The organism is Curtobacterium sp. MCSS17_008 (assembly GCF_003234185.1).
In the GTDB taxonomy this organism is placed as follows: Bacteria; Actinomycetota; Actinomycetes; order Actinomycetales; family Microbacteriaceae; genus Curtobacterium.
In genome coordinates this window covers 28,670-47,472 of sequence record NZ_QKSM01000006.1, presented here as the reverse complement: position 1 = coordinate 47,472, position 18,803 = coordinate 28,670, and the positions used below count along the sequence as shown (strand labels likewise).

Genomic DNA, 18,803 nt, shown 5'->3' with positions numbered 1-18,803 from the left:
ACGGGGCTGTGCGCCCGCGCTGCGGCGGGCTGTTCGCCCTCGGCGCAGCGGTCCTGGCGTCCCCACGGGGGCATCCCAGGCGCGGCCCCGTGAGCAGCGATTAGCGTAGTCGTCATGCCTGATCAACCGCAGCCGGGGCCGGACGACGACTTCCAGGAGATGCTGCGCAAGCTGCTCTCCGGAGAGGGGCAGATCGACCCGTCGCAGCTCGCGGGCGCGGCCGGGCTGCCGAACGACCCGGCCTTCGTCGCGAACCTCATGAGCCAGCTCCAGCGGGCCGCCCAGTCGGGCGGCGACGGCATCGACTTCTCGGTCGCGGCCGAGCGTGCCACGGCGATCGCGCGCGACGGCGGCCACCCCGTGGACCCGGCGACCTCGCAGGCGAGCGACCAGGCGTTCCAGGTCGCCGCGCTCTGGCTCGACGAGGCGACGAGTGTCCCCGAGCTCACCGCCACGCCCAGCCTGTACACGCGGGAGCAGTGGGCGAAGGCGACGACACCGGTCTGGGCACAGATCGCGGAGCCGGTGGCGCTCAGCATCTCGAACGCCCTCACCGAGGCCATCGAGCAGCGTGCGCCGGAGCAGCTCAAGGCGATGCTCGGCGACGTCTCGAAGGCGATGCGCGGCGTCGGCGGCGCCCTGTTCGCGATCCAGCTCGGCCAGGTCGTCGGGCAGCTGTCGAAGGAGGTCGTGTCCGGCGGCGACGTCGGCGTCCCGCTGCTGGACGAGCAGGTCGCGGCCCTGCTGCCGCAGAACGTCGCCGAGTTCGCCGAGGGCCTCGACGTGCCCGAGGACGAGGTCCGCATCTACCTGGCCGTCCGGGAACTGGCGCACGCACGGCTCTTCCGGTCGGCGCGCTGGCTCCGGCTGCACATCATCTCGTCGATCACCGACTACGCCCGGGGCATCCACATCCCGTTCGACCGGGTCGAGGAGCTCGCGTCGGAGATCGACCCGACGAACCAGGAGCAGCTCCGCGACGCACTGGCGTCGGGCGCGCTCATCCCCCCGCGCACGCCCGAGCAGGAGGCGGCGCTCGGCCGTCTCGAGACGGTCCTCGCGCTCGTCGAGGGCTGGGTCGACACCGTCACGGCCGCAGCCACCGTGCGCCTGCCGAAGTCCGAGGCCATCGCCGAGATGGTCCGTCGCCGTCGCGCCTCGGGCGGTCCCGCGGAGTCCGCGTTCGCGACGCTCGTGGGACTCGAGCTCCGGCCCCGCCGCCTGCGCGAGGCCGCGGCGCTGTGGCAGCGCGTCACCGAGGAGCTCGGAGCCGAGGAGCGCGACGCCCTGTGGTCGCACTTCGACGCCGTGCCGACCTCGGAGGACGTCGACGACCCGGACGCCTTCGTGCTCCGGCTGCGCAACCCCGGCCGCTCGGCGGAGGACGACGCGTTCGACAAGGCCCTCGAGGACCTGCTCAACGACGCCACGGGCGATCGCCCGCGTGAGGACGAGAGCGGCGGCATCGAGGAGGACGGGTCCACCGACGGGGACGCCCCCTCGAAGTAGTTCTCCACAGATGGTGACGGCCGGCCCGCACGGGACCGGCCGTTCCGTCACGGTGGGGACATGGGCATCCGCATCGACCCCACGCTCGAGTTCGTCTGGCGCGACCCGGGGACCGTGCAGCTCGGCGTCGACCCGCCGCGTGCCGTGGTCCCGGTGCCGACCGTCGCCGAGGAACGCTTCCTCTGCGCGCTGCGCCGTGAGACGAGCCGCGATGCGCTGACCGCGCTGGCCGACACGACCGGGTGCCGGCCAGCGGTCGCCGCGCGGGTCCTGGGCGACGCCTCCCCCGCCGTCGTCGAGGTCCTGCCGGAACCGCTCGCCCGGGTCGAGGTGCACGGCGCAGGGCCCCTCGCCGACAGCGTCGCCGACATGCTGTCCGGCGAGGGGGTCACCGTCGCCCGGAGCACGGCTCCCCGCGGTGGCCCGGTCGTGCTGCCCGAACCGCCGCCGGTGATCGCGGTGGTCGTGGCCGAGCACGTCGTCGATCCCGCGCTGCGTTCGGCGTGGACCCGGAGGGGCACACCGCACCTGGCGCTCGTCGTCGGGGACGGTCGGGTCCGCCTCGGGCCCGTCGTCGTGCCCGGAGCCGGCCCCTGCCTGCAGTGCGTCGAGTACGCCCGGGTCGACGACGACCCCGCGTGGCCGACGCTCGCCGCCCAGGTGTGGGGTCGTCCGGCGGCACCGCTCTCTCCCTGGCGGCTCGCCGCGATCGCGTCGGCGGCCACCCGGATGGTCGTGCAGCGCCTGCCGCGCACCTCCCAGCAGCCGGGGTCGGAGCAGGTCGTCTTCGAGCGCGACGACCTCACCGTCAGTCTGCTGCCGGTGACCCCGCACCCGCGCTGTGCGTGTCGAGCGCTGCCAGGAAGCGGCTCGGGGCCCGGGCGCCCCCTCGCGTGGAACCCTGTCGCGACCACGTGACCGTCACCGAGCGACGCGCACGGGTCAGGCCCACGTAGAACAGCCGACGCTCCTCGTCGACCTCGGCGTCGGTCGTGGCGTGCGAGATCGGCAGCAGCCCCTCGGCCGCGCCGACGACCACGACGTGCGGCCACTCCAGACCCTTGGACGAGTGCAGCGTGGCGAGGGTGACCGCGTCGAGCTCCGGTTCGTGGTGGGTCGCCGCGCGGTCGACCAGGTCCTGCGTGAACTGCTGCATGGTCGTGCCCGCGGGTGCCGCCTCGGCCAGGCCCATGATGGCCTGGAGCGCTTCCCACTGGTCGCGGACCGCGCCCGTGCCGTCCGGCGGGGTGGGGGTCCAGCCGCTCAGCTGGAGCACCAGCCCGACCCGGCGGGTGAGCTCGTCGTCGGTCTGCCGGACCGCCTCACCGCGCATGTGGTGCACGGCGAGCTTCACCTCGGGCCGGTCGAAGAAGCGTGCCCCGCCCTGCACGCGGTAGGGGATCCCGGCGCGGCCGAGCGCGGACTCGAGCGCGGCGGACTGTGCACCGACGCGGAAGAGCACGGCGCAGTCGCCGAAGGCCGCGCCGCCGGTCACGAGCGCACCGATCCGCCGGGCGACGGTCTGTGCCTCGTCCCCGTCGTGCACGCACGCCAGGACCTCGGGCTCCGGGCCCGGCTCGGTCGACTGTGCCACCAGGTCGAGTGCTCCGGGCTGCCCGCGCATCAGCGTGTTCGCGGCGTGCACGACCTCGCGCGTCGACCGGTAGTTCCGCTCGAGCCGCAGGACGGAGCCGCGCGGGAACTCCGAGCCGAAGCCGAGCAGGTACCGGCTCGACGCCCCCGCGAACGAGTAGATCGTCTGGCTGGCGTCGCCGACCACGCACACGTCGTCACGGCCGCCGAGCCACGCGCGGAGCAGGTCGTGCTGCACGGGTGAGACGTCCTGGTACTCGTCGACGACGAAGAACCGGTACTGCTGCCGGACGTACGAGGCCACGCGGGGCTCGGACTCGACCATGCCCAGGGTGGCGAGCAGGACGTCCTCGAAGTCGAGCTGCCGACGGTCGTCCTTGAGCTGCTCGTAGGCGCGCATGAGGTCGACCACGCGGCGGGGCGGCGTGTCCCGGGGCATCACCCGGTCGGCGGCGGCTGCCTCGTACTCGTCGTAGGTCAGCATCTGCACCTTGCGCCACTCGACCTCCGCGGCCAGGTCGCGGAGGACCGGGGTGTCGACGTGGATCCCGACGGTGTCGGCCGCGTGCGCGATCACGCGCCCCTTCGACTCGACGATGCGGGGGGCGTGCCCGCCGACGGTGTCCGGCCAGAAGTAGCTGAGCTGCGCCATCGCCGCCGCGTGGAACGTGCGCGCCTGCACGGTGCCGGCGCCGAGCGCGCGCAGCCGGGAGCGGAGCTCCCCTGCTGCCCGCGTGGTGAAGGTCAGCGCCAGGACGTGGTTCGGCGAGTAGGTGCCCGTCGCGACGCCGTACGCGATCCGGTGGGTGATCGCGCGGGTCTTCCCGGTGCCCGCTCCGGCGAGCACGGCGACGGGTCCCAGGAGCGTGCGCGCGACGGTCTGCTGCTCGGCGTCGAGCACCGCGAGCAGTTCGTCCGGTGCCGGCGGACGCACCGGATCCGGCGTGGGCCCGGCGGCGGACACCGCGCCACGCGGTGCGTTCTCCCGAGCGTCGGTCACGGCAGGTCCAGCGGCCCGCCGTACCACTCCTCGATGATGGCGCGGGCGATCGACGTGCGACCGGGCAGCAGCAGGGTGTCCCCGGCGCGCTCGCGGACCTCGTCGCGCGAGAACCACCGGACGTCCAGGATCTCGACGCCGTCCGGCCGCACGGTGGAGGGGTCACCGTCGACCGCTCGGGCACGGAAGCCGACCATGAGCGAGGCGGGGAACGGCCACGGCTGCGACCCGAGGTACTCGGGCTCCTCGACGCGGACGCCGGACTCCTCCCAGACCTCGCGGCGGACGGCGTCCTCGAGGGACTCCCCCGGCTCGACGAACCCGGCGAGCAGTGAGTAGCGGTCGGCGTCCCACGCCGCGTTGGAGCCGAGCAGGATGCGGTCCTCGGCGTCGGTCACGCCGACGATGATCGCCGCGTCGGTGCGGGGGAAGAGGTCGTGCCCCTCGGGGTCGCGGCGGACCCAGCCGCCGCTGACGACCGCGGACGGGGACCCGGTGCGCGGTGAGAACCCGTGCACCGCGTGCCAGTTCGCCATCGCCACGGCCTCGACCGCGAGCCCCTGGTCGCGGGCGGACAGCTCGGTGCCGAACATCCGCAGGCTCACCCACGCGTCGTCGTCGGACTCGATCGCCGCGGCGGCGGAGGCGTCGAGCAGGGCGGCGACGAACCGGGTCCCTGCGGGGGCGTCGGGGGCGTCGGAGACCGCACGGCCGAGGTACAGCGTGACGGCGTCCTCCGGTACCGCGTCGGCGCCGACGAACCGGAGCGCCCCGTCGGCCTCGCGGAGCAGTTCGGCGCCGCGGACCGGGAGCCACCGCGTCGACGGGTCGGCACGCAGCACGCGGTCGAGGTCGGGCGTCGTCCGGAACTCCGCGTCGCGGTCGAGTTCGTTGCGGGACAGCGGGAGCCGGGCGGCGAACTCGACGGTCACGGCAGGGTGCTCCTCAGGTGGTGACGGGCTGTTCGGCGGGAACCTGTGGACCGTTCCCGGGCTTGCACAGGTCAGCGTGGCGTGCACTGGAGCACGGGACGCGGACCTACCCTGAGGAGCATGGCGGGTTCCCAGTTCACTCTAGCCGCGTTGGCGACGACGGCCGTTCCGGGCCTGGTCGTCACGGGCACGCGCACGCTCGGTTCGGCGGCGTCCGGCGACTACGAGTCGGCGGTCCTCCGCGATGCCGACGGCGCGCTCAGCGCGATCCGCCGGCCTCGCAACCAGCGGGCCGAGGCACGGCAGTCCGCCGACCTCGTCGCCATCCGCGCCCTGAGCGCCGGCATCCGCACCCGGCTGCCCTTCGCCGTCGCCGAGTACCGCGGGCAGGCCCCGATCGGCTCGACGCGTGCGATCGTCACCACGTACCTGCCCGGCGCACACCCGACGCTCCGCGACCTGGGCGAGCGGCCCGAGCTCGCGACCGCGGTCGGCCGTGCCGTCGCCGCCGTGCACCAGCTGCCGACGAGCTTCGTGACGGACGCCGGCCTGCCGTCGCTCACCCCCTTCGAGGTCCTGCGTTCCGCCGTCTCGGTGATGGACCGCGCCGTCGCGACGAAGCTCGTGCCCGCCGCCCTCGTCGAGCGGTGGGAGGGCGCCGCGCGCGACCAACAGCTCTGGCAGTTCACGCCGACCGTCGTGCACGGCGCGCTCGGCACCTCGGTCGTCCTGGCCGACGGCGATGCGGTGACCGGCGTCCTCGACTGGGGCGAGCTGCGCCTCGGTGACCCGGCGAAGGACCTGGCGTGGGTGCTGGCCGGACGGCGTGAGGCCTTCGACACCGTCCTCGGTGCGTACGAGGCGAACGGTGGCGGTCGCGACCGCCAGCTCGCCCAGCGTGCCCGGGTGTACCACGAGCTCGAGACCGCGCAGTGGCTGCTGCACGGCGTGCAGGCGAAGAGCACCGAGGTGGTCGACGACGCGGTCGCGATGATGCACCGGCTCGTCGACGCGGTGCAGACCCCGACCGCGGCGCCGCTGCAGTCCGTGTCGCCCGACACGATGGAGATCGGCGAGGTCGAACAGCTGCTGTCGTCGACCGAGCGCCGCCACGGCTGATCCCGGCGGCGGTGCGTCGCCCGTCGTGACCGGCTGTCGGACGGGAGGCACGGTGCGGGCCCGCCCCGCGCCTCCCGTCCGTCCCGGCGCGCGTCCCGTCGTCCGGTCGCGTCAGCCGAGCGCCTCCCGCCAGGCCTGCTCGAGCCCGGCGCGGTCGAGCAGCGCGGTGGGCCGGACCTCGAGGTCGTCGGCGACGAAGTAGAACACCGCGTCCACCTCGTCGACGTGCCGGCCCGTGAACTCGGCGTAGGCGACGCGGTACAGCGCGAGTTGCAGCTGTCGTGCCGCCAGGTCCTCCGCACCGGTCGGGGCCTTACCGGTCTTCCAGTCGACGACCTCGGCGCGGCCGTCGATCTCGTAGACGGCGTCGAGCTTGCAGACCACGCTGTGCCCGAGGAACGGGATGTGGATCTCGCGCTCGACCTCGACCGGTGTCAGATCGGCCCAACGGGACCGGACGAAGGTGGCCTGGAAGTCCGCCAGACGCCGGGCGTCGTCGTCCGTGACCGCGGCGTCCGTCGAGGCGTCGGCGGCCTCGTCCGCGTCGAGGTCACGCTCCCCGTCCCACAGGTCGAGCGTCTCGAGCGACCCGCCGCCGCGCGCCCGCTGCTCGACCCACTGGTGGAAGAGCGTGCCGAGCCGGGTCGCCCGGTACGGCCGTTCCGGCATCGGCCGGCGCAACCGCTCGGCGACCTCGTGCGGCTGGCCGACGTAGTCCTTGAACCCCGACGCCGGGACCCGGTGCGGGATCGCGACGCGGTGCCGCCCGGACCGGTTCGCCTGCCGTTCGGCGAGCAGCAGGTCGATGTCCGCCGCGAAACGACCGGCAGCGCCGGGGTTGGCGTTCCGAACCCGGTCAGCGGCGGCGAGGACCCGCGCCCCCCGCTGTCCGAACGGCACGTGCGGCCACGTCTGGGTGGCGCCGTCGTCGCCGAGCGGGTCCTCCTCGTGCACGGTCGACTCCGGCACGGCGTCAGCGGGGACGACGCCGGCCTCGACCAGGTCGCGCAGGTACCGACTCGGCTCGGTCGGCTTCACCCCACCCGCCCAGAACGAGCCGGACACGAGCAGGTCGTGCCGAGCGCGCGTCAGGGCGACGTAGGTCAGGCGCCGTTCCTCGTCCTCGTTGCGGGACCGCACCTGCTCCTTGTAGGCGTCGATCGCGTCGACGACGCCCTTCTGGTCGTCGTGCCCCCGCCAGTCCAGCCGCGGGAGCTCCTCGGCGTCCCCGCGGAACTCGTACGGCAGCCGGCCGAAGCCCAACCAGCCGGACGACCCCTCCTGCGGGCGAGCGGGGAGCGCGCCCTCGACGAGCCGTGGCACCGCGACGGCGTCCCACTCCAGGCCCTTCGAGCCGTGGATCGTCAGGATCTGGACGGTGCCGGCCTCGGGCTCCTCGGACCGCGGGCCCATGTCGTCCCGGCGGGCGGCCGCGTCGATCCACCCGAGGAACGCGCCGAGGTCCGCTCGGTCGTCGGTCGTGACGAAGCCGGCGAGCTCGTCGACGAACGCGTCGAGGAACGCCGCGCTGCCCTGTTCGTGCGCGGCGACCTCGACGTCGAGCCGCATCTCCTGCACCGCCAGGGTCACGAAGTCGACGAGGTCCCCCGCGGCCCGCGAGCGGAGTGCCGCGAGCTGCTGCCCCAGGGCGCGCATCCGCTGTCGGCCGGCGGGGCTGATGCCCGCGAGAGCGCCGTGCTCGTCGGGGGCGGTCGCGACGAAGTCGAGCGCGTCGACGATCGAACCGTGCTCCCCCGCCGCGACGGACGCTCGGAATGCCGCAGTCAGCTCGTCGTCGAGCCGCTGCTGCGTGTGGTCCCGCCGGAACAACCAGCGGGCGAGCTCGTGCAGCGCTGCGATGTCGGCGGCGCCGACCCGCCACCTGGCCCCGGCGAGCAGCCGGATGAGGTCGTTGCCCGCGGCGGGGTCGTGGAGCACACGGAGACACGCCACCAGGTCGACGATCTCGGGCCGCTGCAGCAGCCCGCCGGTCCCGAGCACGTGGAACGGTACCCGGTGCGCACCGAGCGCAGTGGTGAAGGCCGACAGGTCCTTGCGGGAGCGCAACAGCAGCGCCATCGAGCCGTCGGGATCCGCCGCCCGACGCTCGGCGAACCAGCGGGCGACGGCGTCCGCCTCCTCCGGCAGGGTCTCGGGGAAGACCGTCGTCACCGTGCCGCGGTCGGCGCCGGGCCGCGGGGCGAGGCGTTCGACGGCGACCTCGGAGGCCTCGGACAGCGGAGCCACGACCGCGTTCGCCCCGGCGAGCACGTCGACCGGATTGCGCCAGCTCGTCGACAGGGCGAAGGTGACGGACGCGCCCGCGGCGCCGAAGTCGCGTGGGAAGCGTGCGAGGTTCGCCGCGCTCGCACCGCGGAAGCCGTAGATCGACTGGTGCGGGTCGCCGACGGCCATGACCGGGTGCCCCCGGAACAGCCGGGCGAGGAACCGGGTCTGCACGACCGAGGTGTCCTGGTACTCGTCGAGCAGCACCACGCGGAAGCGCTGCCGCAGGTCGTCGACCACACGCGGCGCGGACTCGGCGGCGGCGAGCGCCAGGGCGATCTGGTCGGAGAACTCGACGAAGCCGCGGTCGACCTTCTGTCGGCGGAACTCCTCGACCAGGTCGACGAGCGGTTCGAGCGCACCGATCGCCGCGACCGCGTCCGTGACGGCCCTGTAGGGGTTGCCCCTGGCGTTCCCGGGGAGCTCGAGCAACCCGGCGAAGTCGACGGCGAACCGACGCAGGGACGCCGGGTCGACGAGGTGCTCGGACACGGCGCCGGCCAGGGACACGACCGCCGCGGTCACCGTGTCGACGTCGCGGTCGAGTCCGGCGAGCCGGTCGTCCCGCGCACCGACGACGACCCGGCGCGCGAGCTGCCAGGCGGACGGCTCGGTGAGCACCTGCGACTCACCGTCGCGTCCGACGAGCAGCGCGTTCTCACGGAACACCGCGTTCCCGAAGGCGTTGTAGGTCGACACCGTCGGCGCCTCGAACGCGTCACCGGCGGCGAGCAGACCGACGTCCTCCAGCGCGCGGATGCGGTCGTTGATGCGGACGGACAGCTCGCCGGCTGCCTTGCGGGTGAAGGTCAGGCCGAGCACCTCGGCCGGACGGACGAACCCGTTCGCGAGCAGCCAGACGACGCGGGACGCCATGGTCTCGGTCTTCCCGCTGCCGGCGCCGGCGACGACGAGCGCGGGCGCGAGCGGCGACTCGATGACCGCGCGCTGCTGCGCGGTCGGGCGGGGGCGGCCGAGGGCGTCGGCGATGGCGTCGGCGTCGTGCCGGGCGGTGGCGAGCACGGACCCGTCGGTCGCGGGCCTGGTCGTCGTGTCGGGCTGGTTCGTCACCAGGTCACCTCTCCCACCACGTGGATCCGGCACTCGACACCGGTACGGGCGCGGTCGCAGTGGTCGTCCACGTTCGCCAGGAAGGTCCTCCCGGCCATGCCCCGCGCGACCTCGTGCAGACGCTCGCGGTAGGCCTGCCGCGTCTCGTCGTCGAACGCGTGCTGCGTCCGCTCCGAGTACGCCCGACCGCCTCGGGGGTTCTGCACGAACACGAGCCGCGCGTCGGCCATCGGGACGCCGGCCGGCACGCCCTCGACCGCGCCGTCCTCGACCGCGAGCTGGTACGCGCCGAGCTGCGGGTGCTGCGGCATGTCGTTCTTCTCGCTCGGCATGGAACGGCCCGTCTTGAGGTCGACCACGCTCACCCTGCCGTCCGGGTCGACCTCGATGCGGTCGATGCTGCCCCGCATCCGGGCCGGTCCGGTCACGAGCGCGAACGACGTCTCTGCACCGAGCAGGCGACGGCCGGCGCTCGCGAACGTCCGCAGGTAGTCGCTCAGACCCTCGATCATCCGACGGGTGCGCGCCCGCTCGCGGTCCGCGACCCACGGTGACTCGAACGTCAGCTCGTCCCACCGTCCCTCGACGTGCTGCCACAGGGACTCGACGTCGACCGCGGCCGCCTGCTCCATCGCCTCGTGGACGATCGTCCCGATGCCCATCGCCGGGCTCGGGGCACTGCCGCCGAACGTCTGGACGAACCAGTGCACCGGGCACTCCTCGAACGTGCCGATCCGCGACGGGGACACGGCGACCGTCGGCGGCACCGGTTCGCCCCCCTCGTGCTCGGGCGCAGGCGGGGCGTCGAGGTCGACGAGGGGGTCCTCGGTGGTGGGCTCGGCCGAGCCGTACCACTCGTCGGGCGAGGCACCGGGCACACCGGCCTCGGCGAGGCGGGCGAGGGCCGAGGCGGCCTCGTGGTCGCCCGAGGTCACGACGCGTCGGCGCAGCGAACCGGCCAGGCCCCGGAGCGAGAGCGGGTGCACGGTCGGCTGCCGGTCCGGCGGCACCGGGACGAGGCGGACGAAGGGCGACGGTGCCTCGTCGTCGTTGGCGACCGTGCCGATGACGACCTGGGTGGTCGCGCGGGACACGGCCCGGGCGAACAGCCGCAGCTCGTCGGCGATGACCGCGGCCCGGTCGTCGACCGCGCTGTGGTCGACACCGGCGGCGGCGCGGACCAGACCGTCCGGGTCGAGCAGGCTGCCGCGCACGCGGGTGTTCGGCCACACGCCGTCCTGCAGCCCGAGGACGACCACCACGTCGCACTCCAGCCCGATGGTGGCGGAGGGCGTCAGCACCCGGACCCGGCCGGCGGTGCGGTCCGGGCCGATGGAGTCCTCGGGCAGGTCGGCACCGAGCAGGTCGTCGACGAACACCCGGGCGGGCGCGTCCGGCGTGCGCTCCACGAAGCGCTTCGCGGCGGTGAACAGGCCGACGACCGCATCGAGGTGCCGGTCCGCCTCGGCCGCGCCCACCCCGCCGGACGCCGACTGCGCACCCCACGCGGTCGCGAGGCCGCTGCGTTCCCACAGCCCCCAGAGGATCTCCTCGATGCTGGCGTCGGCAGCGGCGTCGGCGTGCGCCTGCACCAGGCTCCTCGCGAGCCGGGTGGCGCGTCGGGCGAACCCGGCGTCGATCGTGGCGAGCCGCTCCGGAGCCCCGAGCGCCTCGACCAGCAGCTCGTCCGCCGTCCGGGTGCCACCGCCGGCGAGCTCCTCGCGCCGCAGGGCGAGCCGGAGCCGTCGCATGGCCAGGGTGTCGAGACCGCCGAGGGGACCCGTCGCGAAGGACGTCGCGAGGTCGGCGTCGAGCGGGAGCACGCCGAGGGCGACGGCCGCGGCGTCGAGCAACGCCCGCGCCGCGCTGTCGTCGCGGGGTCGGACGGGCGCGGCGCCGGCGGTCGCCGGGACCTCGGCGACGGAGAGCGCCCGGACGAGCTCGGGGATCGCCGCGCCGCTGCGTGTCACGACGGCCATCCGGTGCCACGGCACGCCGTCCAGCAGTCGGTGCTCGCGCAGACGCCGGGCGACCGCGACGACGAGCGCCGACCGGCTCCCCGCCTCGAGGTGCAGCACCGCGTCGCTCCTGGCATCCGCGGTCGAGGCGGCCGCGGTGCGCTGCCGACCGGCGGCCGCCGCGCCGATGCGGGCGGTGACCGCCCCCACGAGCTCGCGGACGGGAGCGGCATGGCGGTGCACGGTCTCGAGCACGACCTCGTCGACCCGCTCGACGCCGAGCCGCACCGCGAGCCGGCCGAGCACGTCGGGCTCGGCCCCGCGGAACGCCGACGCGGCGATGTCGGGGTCGCCGAACGCCACGACCTGCACGCCGGCTCGGGCCAGTGCCCCGAGCAGGGCGATCTCGCCCTCCACCAGCTCCTGGGTGTCGTCCACGACCACGAGCCGCAGCGCCGCGACGCTCGCCGGCACCTCGCCGCGGAGCACGGCCGCGGTCGCGAACGCCACGAGCTCGGCGGCGTCGAGACTGCTGCCACGGAAGGCGGTGACGGCGGCCCGGTACTCGTCGACGAAGTCCCCCACGGCACGCCACTCCGGGTGCCCCGTGTCGTCGGCGAGCTCGCGCATGTCGTCGGGTTCGACGCCGGCGGCCACCGCACGCATCATCACGTCGCGCAGGGCCGTCCGGAACCCGGCGCGCTCCCGGACGACGGCGGTGATCGGTGGGGGCCACGCGGGACCGGTGCCGTCCGCCTCGTGCCCCTCGAGCAGGTCCGCGATGATGCGGTCCTGCTCGCCGCCGGTCAGGAGGGTCGGTGTCTCCTGCCCGTGCAGGGCCGCAGCGTGCGCCACCACCTGGAACGCGAGCGAGTTCACCGTCCGGGCGAGCGCGCCGGGCACGACCCGGTCGACCGCCGCAGCGAGCCGGTCCCGCAGCGCGGTCGCTGCGGTGCGCGCCGAGGTCAGTGCGAGCACCGTCGCGTGACCGTCGTGCGAGATCGCCTCGGGGCGCGCGAGCCGGTCGGCGACGAGACGCGCCAACGTGGTGGTCTTGCCCGTGCCCGGCGCCCCGATGACGGCGGCGTGGCGGCCCTCCGGAAGCGCGAGGACGGCGTCCTGCGTCGGGTCGGCGACGAGCGGGCGGGCGACCCCGACGTCCTCGGGGAGGGTCGTCAGCGTGGTCCTGGGCACGCGGACACGGTACCGAGGACGGCCGACAGCGAACGCCGACGCTCCGGTCCTGCACGCGCGAGTGCGCCCGGGGCGAACGGCCGGTGCCGGACGGGAGCCCTCGGATACGCTGTGCTCGTGGACATCAAGATCGGCATCATCAACAGCCCGCGCGAGATCGCCTTCGAGACCGCCCAGAGCGCCGAGGAGATCGAGCAGTCCGTGGCCAAGGCACTCGAGTCGCAGTCGACCCACCTCTCCCTGAAGGACGAGAAGGGCCGCCGGTTCATCGTGCCCGTCGCCTCGCTCGCCTACGTCGAGGTCGGCGCCGAGGAATCGCGACGCATCGGCTTCGTCGCCTGACGTGGAGCTGCTCTTCGCCGTGCTCGGTGGTCTCATCGCCGGGGCCGTCGCGCACGTCGTGGTGCCGTGGCGCCCGACGCGCGGCGCGTTGCTCGGCCCGGTGGTCGGCGGCGTCGTCGCCGCGATCGCCTGGGAAGCGCTGACCTGGGCCGGGTGGCCCTACGACGGCGGCTGGATCTGGGCGGTCGCCCTGGTCGGCGCCGGCGTCGTGGCCGTCGTGACCGAGTGGGTGCTCGGCCGTCGCCGGACCGCTGCTGACGAGGACTTCTTCGAGCGCGCCCGCGCCGAGCGCACCTGACGGCGGGCCGTCAGGCCGTCAGGCCGTCAGGCCGTCAGGCCGTCAGGCCGTCAGGCCGAGCGTGTCCATCCGCCGCGTGTGCGCCGCGATGAGCTCCGTCCACACCGGCTCCAGGCGCTCCTGGTCCTCGCGCGCGTGGGACGCCAGCGCCGAGCGCGCGACCAGCAACGTGTCCCCCACGAGCCGTCGACCCCACATCGCGAGCCGCGAGCCGATGCGCGGGTCCTGCTCGATGTGCGCCGCGAGCTCCTGGACGACCGCGGGCTCCTCCCGCGCGTCGAACACCGTGCGCAGACGCTGCCGGACGTCGAGCGGCAGCGACCGGAGCAGGCTGCCGAACAGGTCGTTGAGGATCCCCGCCGTGACGTACCCGGTGAGCATCGACTCGTACCAGTCCGCGCCGCTCGTCCGGAGCAGGAAGCGGTCGATGGCCTCGCGGTGCGGCTCCATGAGCTCCGCGGGCGCCCAGCCGCCGCGTTCGATCTCGGCGACGATCGTCCGGTGCCGTTCGAGCGCGGTCGTGGCGAGCACGCCCGTGACGAGGCGCCCGGACATCGTCGGGGCGGCGGCACCGGCCCGACCCATCGTCTCGTAGAGCGACAACTGCAGGTAGGCGGCCTGGCCGAGGTACACGTCGAGCTCGGGGCTCACGTCGTCCAGCTGCAGGCGCTCCACGGGCGAGGCGTTCCGCGGGTTCCGCGACGCCAGCCACGCGGCGGCGAGCTGCGCAGCGCGCTTCCGGTTCCACCACGACACCACGCGACAAGCATACGGGCCGCGGGCCGCGAGGCCGTCCGGGGCGCTGCGGTCGCCCGCCGTCGGTAGACTGGCGTGGACTTCCACCAGGACTAAGGTGATTCTTTGACTTTCGCAGACCTCAACATCGAGCAGGACATCGTCGACGCGCTCGCGACGAAGGGCATCACCGAGCCCTTCCCGATCCAGCAGCAGACGATCCCGCTCGCCCTCACCGGCCAGGACATCATCGGTCAGGCCAAGACGGGTACCGGCAAGACCTTCGGCTTCGGCCTCCCGCTCATCCAGCGCCTCGGTGCCGCTCCGGAACCGGGCGTCAAGGCGCTCGTCGTCGTCCCGACCCGCGAGCTCGCGGTCCAGGTGACCGAGGACCTCGAGCTGGCCACCGCGAACCGCCCGACCACGATCGTCTCGATCTACGGCGGCAAGGCGTACGAGGGCCAGATCGAGCAGCTCAAGGCCGGTGCCCAGATCGTCGTCGGCACCCCGGGCCGCCTCATCGACCTGCAGCGCCAGCGACTCCTCGACCTGTCGAAGGTGCAGGAGGTCGTGCTCGACGAGGCAGACCGCATGCTCGACCTCGGCTTCCTGTCGGACATCGAGCGCATCTTCCAGGCCGTCCCCGCCGTCCGCCACACGATGCTGTTCTCGGCGACGATGCCCGCGCCGATCGTCGCGCTCGCCCGCCGCTTCATGACCCGCCCGGTGCACATCCGCGCCACGGACCCGGACGAGGGCCTGACGCAGGCGAACATCAAGCACGTCATCTACCGCGCGCACTCGTTGGACAAGGACGAGGTCATCGCCCGCATCCTGCAGGCCGAAGGTCGCGGCAAGACCGTGATCTTCACCCGCACGAAGCGCGCCGCGGCGAAGCTCGTCGAGGAGCTGAAGGACCGCGGCTTCAACGCCGCCGCCGTCCACGGCGACCTCAACCAGGAGCAGCGCGAGCGCGCGATGGCCGCCTTCAAGGCCGGGAAGCGCGACGTGCTCATCGCGACCGACGTCGCCGCCCGCGGCATCGACGTGGACGACGTCACGCACGTCATCAACCACACGATCCCGGACGACCCGGACACGTACCTGCACCGCGCGGGCCGCACCGGCCGTGCGGGCAAGACCGGCATCGCGGTGACGTTCGTCGACTGGGACGACCTGCACAAGTGGACGCTCATCGACAAGGCCCTCGAGTTCGGGATCCCCGAGCCCGTCGAGACCTACTCCTCGTCGCCGCACCTGTTCACGGACCTCGACATCCCGGCCGGCACCAAGGGCCGCCTGCCCGGCGCGTCCTCGCACGCGGCCGAGGCCGGCTCCTCCTCGCCGAAGCGCAGCGGTGAGCGCCGGAGCGGCGAGCGCAGCGGCTCGCGGTCGCGCACGCGCACTCGTTCGGGAGGCTCGCAGGAGTCCGCCGCGCCGGCCCCCGCCGAGCAGACCAGCGGCCCCGACGCCGCCCAGCCGACCGCCGAGGGCACCACGACCGACGGCGCCGCCAAGCGCCGCCGTCGCCGCCGTCGTCGCAGCGGCGGCAACGGCTCGGCCGAGGCGACCGCCTCGGCACCGCAGAGCAGCGGCGAGGGCGAGTAGCACCTCCCGTCCGGAGGCCCCGTCGCAGACGCGACGGGGCCTCCGTCGTCCGCGCCCGCGTCCGCGTCATCGATGGAGCAGGAACTGTCGCATGGCAGCCGCCGACCCGACCATTCCTGCTCCATCGACGCGCCACGGACGGCACCGAGGGGGTACGACCGCGACCGCCGGCGGATCAGGCCAGGCGCGAGCCCGCGCCGTGCACCGGAGCACTGCCGGTGGCCTGGCTCACGATGGAGTCGAACGCGACGCGGGCCGTGCGGTGTTCACCGAACCGGTTCGGCTTGCCCGTGCCGTGGTAGTCGCTCGACCCGGTGACGAGCAGGCCGTAGCGCTCCGCCCAGTCGAGCAGGGTGCGCTTGCCGTGCGCGAGGTTCTCGCGGTGGTCGACCTCGAGGCCGCCGAGTCCGGCGTCGACGAGCTCGCGCAGCATCGGCTCGTCGATGACGATGCCGCGTGAGGACGCCGCCGGGTGCGCGATCACGGGGACGCCACCTGCGGCACGGATGAGCTCGACGCCACGCAGGGGCGTCGGGGCGTCGTGCGGCTCGTAGTACCCGGATGCCGGGTGCAGGATCCCGCGGAACGCCGCGCTGCGGTCGGGCTCGAGCCCCCGGGCGACGAGCGCGTCGGCGATGTGCGGTCGACCGATCGTGGCGCCGTCGCTCGACTGCGCGAGGACGTCGCTCCACGTGATCGGGTGGTCCTGGCCGATGCGCTCGACCATGCGTCGGGCCCGCGAGAAGCGGCCGTCCCGGATGCGGGCGGTCTCCTCGACGAGGGCTTCGTCCGCGGGGTCGACCAGGTAGCCGAGGACGTGCACGCTCCGGTGTCCGACGCGCGTACTCAGCTCGAGGCCGGGCAGCAGCGACATCGGCCGGTCGCGGACGGCGGCAGCGGCCTCGTCCCACCCGGCGGTCGTGTCGTGGTCCGTCAGGGCGACGCCGTCGAGCCCGGCGGCGGCGGCCGCGGCGACGAGTTCCGCCGGCCGCTCGGTGCCGTCGGACACGCTCGAGTGGGCGTGCAGGTCGATGAACGGATCGGGCACGTCGTCCATGCTAGCGACCGGCGGACGGCCGCTCAGGCCGCAGGGTCAGCTCGGTGCGATGATGGGTGACATGGCCGACACCACTCCCCGCGCGACGAGCAACCGATCCACCACCCCCGGATCCTCGACCTTCAAGGACCACATCGCGTCGCAGTGGGCGGACCGTGAGCGGCCGCTGCCGGAGCCCCGCGAGCAGGCCGCCTTCGCCGCCGCGCGTCGCGCGCGGGTCTCGGAGCTGCACCCGGGCCGCACGATCGTGGTGCCCGCGGGTCAGGCGAAGGTCCGCTCCAACGACTGCGACTACCCGTTCCGCCCGCACTCCACCTTCGCGCACCTGACGGGTTGGGGCACGGACACCGTCGTCGGCTCCGTCCTCGTGATGACCCCGAACGGCTCGGGTCACGACGCCACGCTCTACTTCCGTGCCACGGCCGGCCGCGACTCCGAGGAGTTCTACGCGAACCCCGAGATCGGCGAGTTCTGGGTCGGACCGCGCCCGTCGCTCGACGAGGTCGCCGCCGACCTCGGCCTGGCGACGGCCGACCTCGGCGCGTTCGCCGCGGTGGCCGACGGTCTCGACGCATCGGTGCTGGTCGTCCGCGACGCCGACACCGAGCTGACGCGCGTGCTCGACGAGCGCCTCGGCACCGCGGTCGGCGGCGCGGCCGCGACGGACGGTGCGGCGGCGACCGACGACGTGCTCTCCCGCGACCTCTCGGAGCTCCGGCTCGTCAAGGACGCGTACGAGGTGGCCGAGCTGCGCAGGGCCGTCGAGGCCACGAGGTCCGGCTTCGACGACGTGATCGCCGACTTCGACGCCGTGCTCGCACACCCCCGTGGTGAGCGGATCGTCGAGGGCACCTTCAACCGTCGTGCCCGCGCCGACGGCAACACGGTCGGCTACGACACGATCGCGGCCTCCGGCCACCACGCCTGCATCCTGCACTGGACGCGGAACGACGGCGCGGTGCAGCCGGGCGACCTCATCCTCATCGACGCCGGGGTCGAGGTCGACTCGTTCTACACGGCCGACATCACGCGGACGCTGCCGGTGAGCGGCACCTTCACCGACGTGCAGCGCACGGTCTACGAGGCCGTGCTCGAGGCGGCCGACGCGGCGTTCGCGATCGTGAAGCCCGGCATCACCTTCCGCGAGGTGCACGCCACCGCGATGGAGGTCATCGCGCGGAAGACCGCCGAGTGGGGCTTCCTGCCCGGCACCGCCGAGGAGTCGCTGCAGCCGGACAACCAGTTCCACCGCCGCTACATGGTGCACGGCACGAGCCACCACCTCGGGCTCGACGTGCACGACTGCGCGAAGGCCCGCCGCGAGATGTACATCGACGGGGTCGTGCAGGCCGGCATGGTCTTCACGATCGAGCCCGGACTCTACTTCCAGCAGGACGACCTCACCGTGCCCGAGGAGTTCCGTGGCATCGGTGTCCGGATCGAGGACGACGTCCTCGTGACCGAGGACGGCGCCGAGAACCTGTCCGTCGGCATCCCCCGGACCCCCTCGGAAGTGGAGGGGTGGATCGCCCGCACCGGCCGCTAGCCTGAGCGGGTGACGACGATGCCCGAGGCCTCCCCCAGCACGACCACCGTCCCGTCCGACACCCCGATCGGCACGGCGGTCCCGCGCGGCCTGTCGATCGACGTGGAGCACTTCGACTCCCCCGACGCCCAGCGGCTCCGCGCGGCGCAGCGGCTGGAGATCGACCGGTCCTACGGTGGCGACACGGAACCCGGGGAGAAGCCCACCGCGGACTCGATCGCGGTGTTCTTCGTGGCGCGTGACGAGGACGGCACGCCGCTCGGGTGCGGCGGGCTGCGCCTGGTGCAGGACGGCATCACCGAGGTGAAGCGCATGTACGTCCGGCCGGAGTCGCGCGGTGCCGGTGTGTCCAGCGCGATCCTGCGGCGGCTCGAGGAGGCCGCGATCGACCTCGGGTCACCCGCGCTCGTGCTCGAGACCGGCGACCAGCAGAAGCGTGCCATCGGCTTCTACGAGCGCGAGGGCTTCACCCGCATCGCGAACTTCGGACCCTACGTCGGGGCGGCGCGGTCGATCTGCTACTCGAAGGTCCTCTGAGTCCGCGGCCCTGCACGG

General features: G+C 73.9%; 14 protein-coding genes. 8 read left to right on the top strand and 6 right to left on the bottom strand.

What is annotated here, in order from left to right; all coding sequences use genetic code 11:
- Positions 1-114: 114 nt before the first annotated feature.
- Positions 115-1,509 carry a zinc-dependent metalloprotease gene (locus DEJ23_RS08420; RefSeq protein ID WP_111239820.1) on the top strand — a complete coding sequence of 465 codons (1,395 nt, stop codon included), beginning with the start codon at positions 115-117 and terminating at the stop codon, positions 1,507-1,509.
- A gap of 60 nt (positions 1,510-1,569) precedes the next feature.
- Positions 1,570-2,427 (top strand): TOMM precursor leader peptide-binding protein, encoded by an 858-nt coding sequence (locus DEJ23_RS08415; RefSeq protein WP_111239819.1) that lies wholly within the window; start codon positions 1,570-1,572, stop codon positions 2,425-2,427.
- Here the strand turns inward: DEJ23_RS08415 and DEJ23_RS08410 are convergent.
- Complete coding sequence (locus tag DEJ23_RS08410; RefSeq protein ID WP_375342268.1) at positions 2,318-4,036, bottom strand: ATP-dependent helicase; 1,719 nt, start codon at positions 4,034-4,036, stop codon at positions 2,318-2,320. The genes DEJ23_RS08415 and DEJ23_RS08410 overlap by 110 nt on opposite strands.
- Before the next feature lie 62 nt (positions 4,037-4,098).
- Positions 4,099-5,034, bottom strand: a complete 936-nt coding sequence (gene nudC, locus DEJ23_RS08405) for an NAD(+) diphosphatase (RefSeq protein WP_111239818.1) — start codon at positions 5,032-5,034, stop codon at positions 4,099-4,101.
- A 120-nt stretch (positions 5,035-5,154) separates the two neighbouring features.
- On the opposite strand from nudC, the gene DEJ23_RS08400 reads away from it, so the two are divergent.
- Entirely contained in the window at positions 5,155-6,153 is a 999-nt protein-coding gene (locus DEJ23_RS08400) for a phosphotransferase (protein WP_111239817.1), read from the top strand.
- A gap of 111 nt (positions 6,154-6,264) precedes the next feature.
- Here DEJ23_RS08400 and DEJ23_RS08395 read toward each other — a convergent pair whose 3' ends face one another.
- Positions 6,265-9,510 (bottom strand): ATP-dependent DNA helicase, encoded by a 3,246-nt coding sequence (locus DEJ23_RS08395; protein WP_258375364.1) that lies wholly within the window; start codon positions 9,508-9,510, stop codon positions 6,265-6,267.
- Complete coding sequence (locus DEJ23_RS08390) at positions 9,507-12,662, bottom strand: UrvD/REP family ATP-dependent DNA helicase (protein WP_181429182.1); 3,156 nt, start codon at positions 12,660-12,662, stop codon at positions 9,507-9,509. Before DEJ23_RS08390 ends, DEJ23_RS08395 begins: the two co-directional genes overlap by 4 nt.
- 117 nt (positions 12,663-12,779) lie before the next feature.
- Here DEJ23_RS08390 and DEJ23_RS08385 point away from each other — a divergent pair, with 117 nt between their 5' ends.
- Together DEJ23_RS08385 and DEJ23_RS08380 are read left to right on the top strand one after the other, a co-directional pair.
- Complete coding sequence (locus DEJ23_RS08385; protein ID WP_111239815.1) at positions 12,780-13,004, top strand: DUF3107 domain-containing protein; 225 nt, start codon at positions 12,780-12,782, stop codon at positions 13,002-13,004.
- Position 13,005: 1 nt separating this feature from the next.
- The gene (locus DEJ23_RS08380; protein ID WP_111239814.1) at positions 13,006-13,302 is read left to right on the top strand and encodes a hypothetical protein; all 297 of its coding nucleotides are present in this window, start codon (positions 13,006-13,008) and stop codon (positions 13,300-13,302) included.
- 42 nt (positions 13,303-13,344) lie between these two features.
- Here the strand turns inward: DEJ23_RS08380 and DEJ23_RS08375 are convergent, their stop codons facing one another.
- Entirely contained in the window at positions 13,345-14,061 is a 717-nt protein-coding gene (locus DEJ23_RS08375) for a ferritin-like domain-containing protein (RefSeq protein WP_258375363.1), read from the bottom strand.
- Between the two features lie 102 nt (positions 14,062-14,163).
- On the opposite strand from DEJ23_RS08375, the gene DEJ23_RS08370 reads away from it, so the two are divergent.
- Complete coding sequence (locus DEJ23_RS08370; protein ID WP_111239813.1) at positions 14,164-15,645, top strand: DEAD/DEAH box helicase; 1,482 nt, start codon at positions 14,164-14,166, stop codon at positions 15,643-15,645.
- Positions 15,646-15,820: 175 nt separating this feature from the next.
- On the opposite strand, the gene DEJ23_RS08365 is transcribed toward DEJ23_RS08370, so the two are convergent.
- On the bottom strand, positions 15,821-16,702 hold the full coding sequence (locus DEJ23_RS08365; protein WP_111239812.1) for a PHP domain-containing protein: 882 nt from the start codon (positions 16,700-16,702) through the stop codon (positions 15,821-15,823).
- A gap of 61 nt (positions 16,703-16,763) precedes the next feature.
- On the opposite strand from DEJ23_RS08365, the gene DEJ23_RS08360 reads away from it, so the two are divergent.
- Together DEJ23_RS08360 and DEJ23_RS08355 are read left to right on the top strand one after the other, a co-directional pair.
- Entirely contained in the window at positions 16,764-18,248 is a 1,485-nt protein-coding gene (locus DEJ23_RS08360; RefSeq protein WP_111239911.1) for an aminopeptidase P family protein, read from the top strand.
- An 18-nt stretch (positions 18,249-18,266) separates the two neighbouring features.
- Positions 18,267-18,785: a GNAT family N-acetyltransferase gene (locus DEJ23_RS08355; RefSeq protein ID WP_111239910.1), complete on the top strand. Its 519-nt coding sequence runs from the start codon at positions 18,267-18,269 to the stop codon at positions 18,783-18,785.
- Positions 18,786-18,803: the final 18 nt, after the last annotated feature.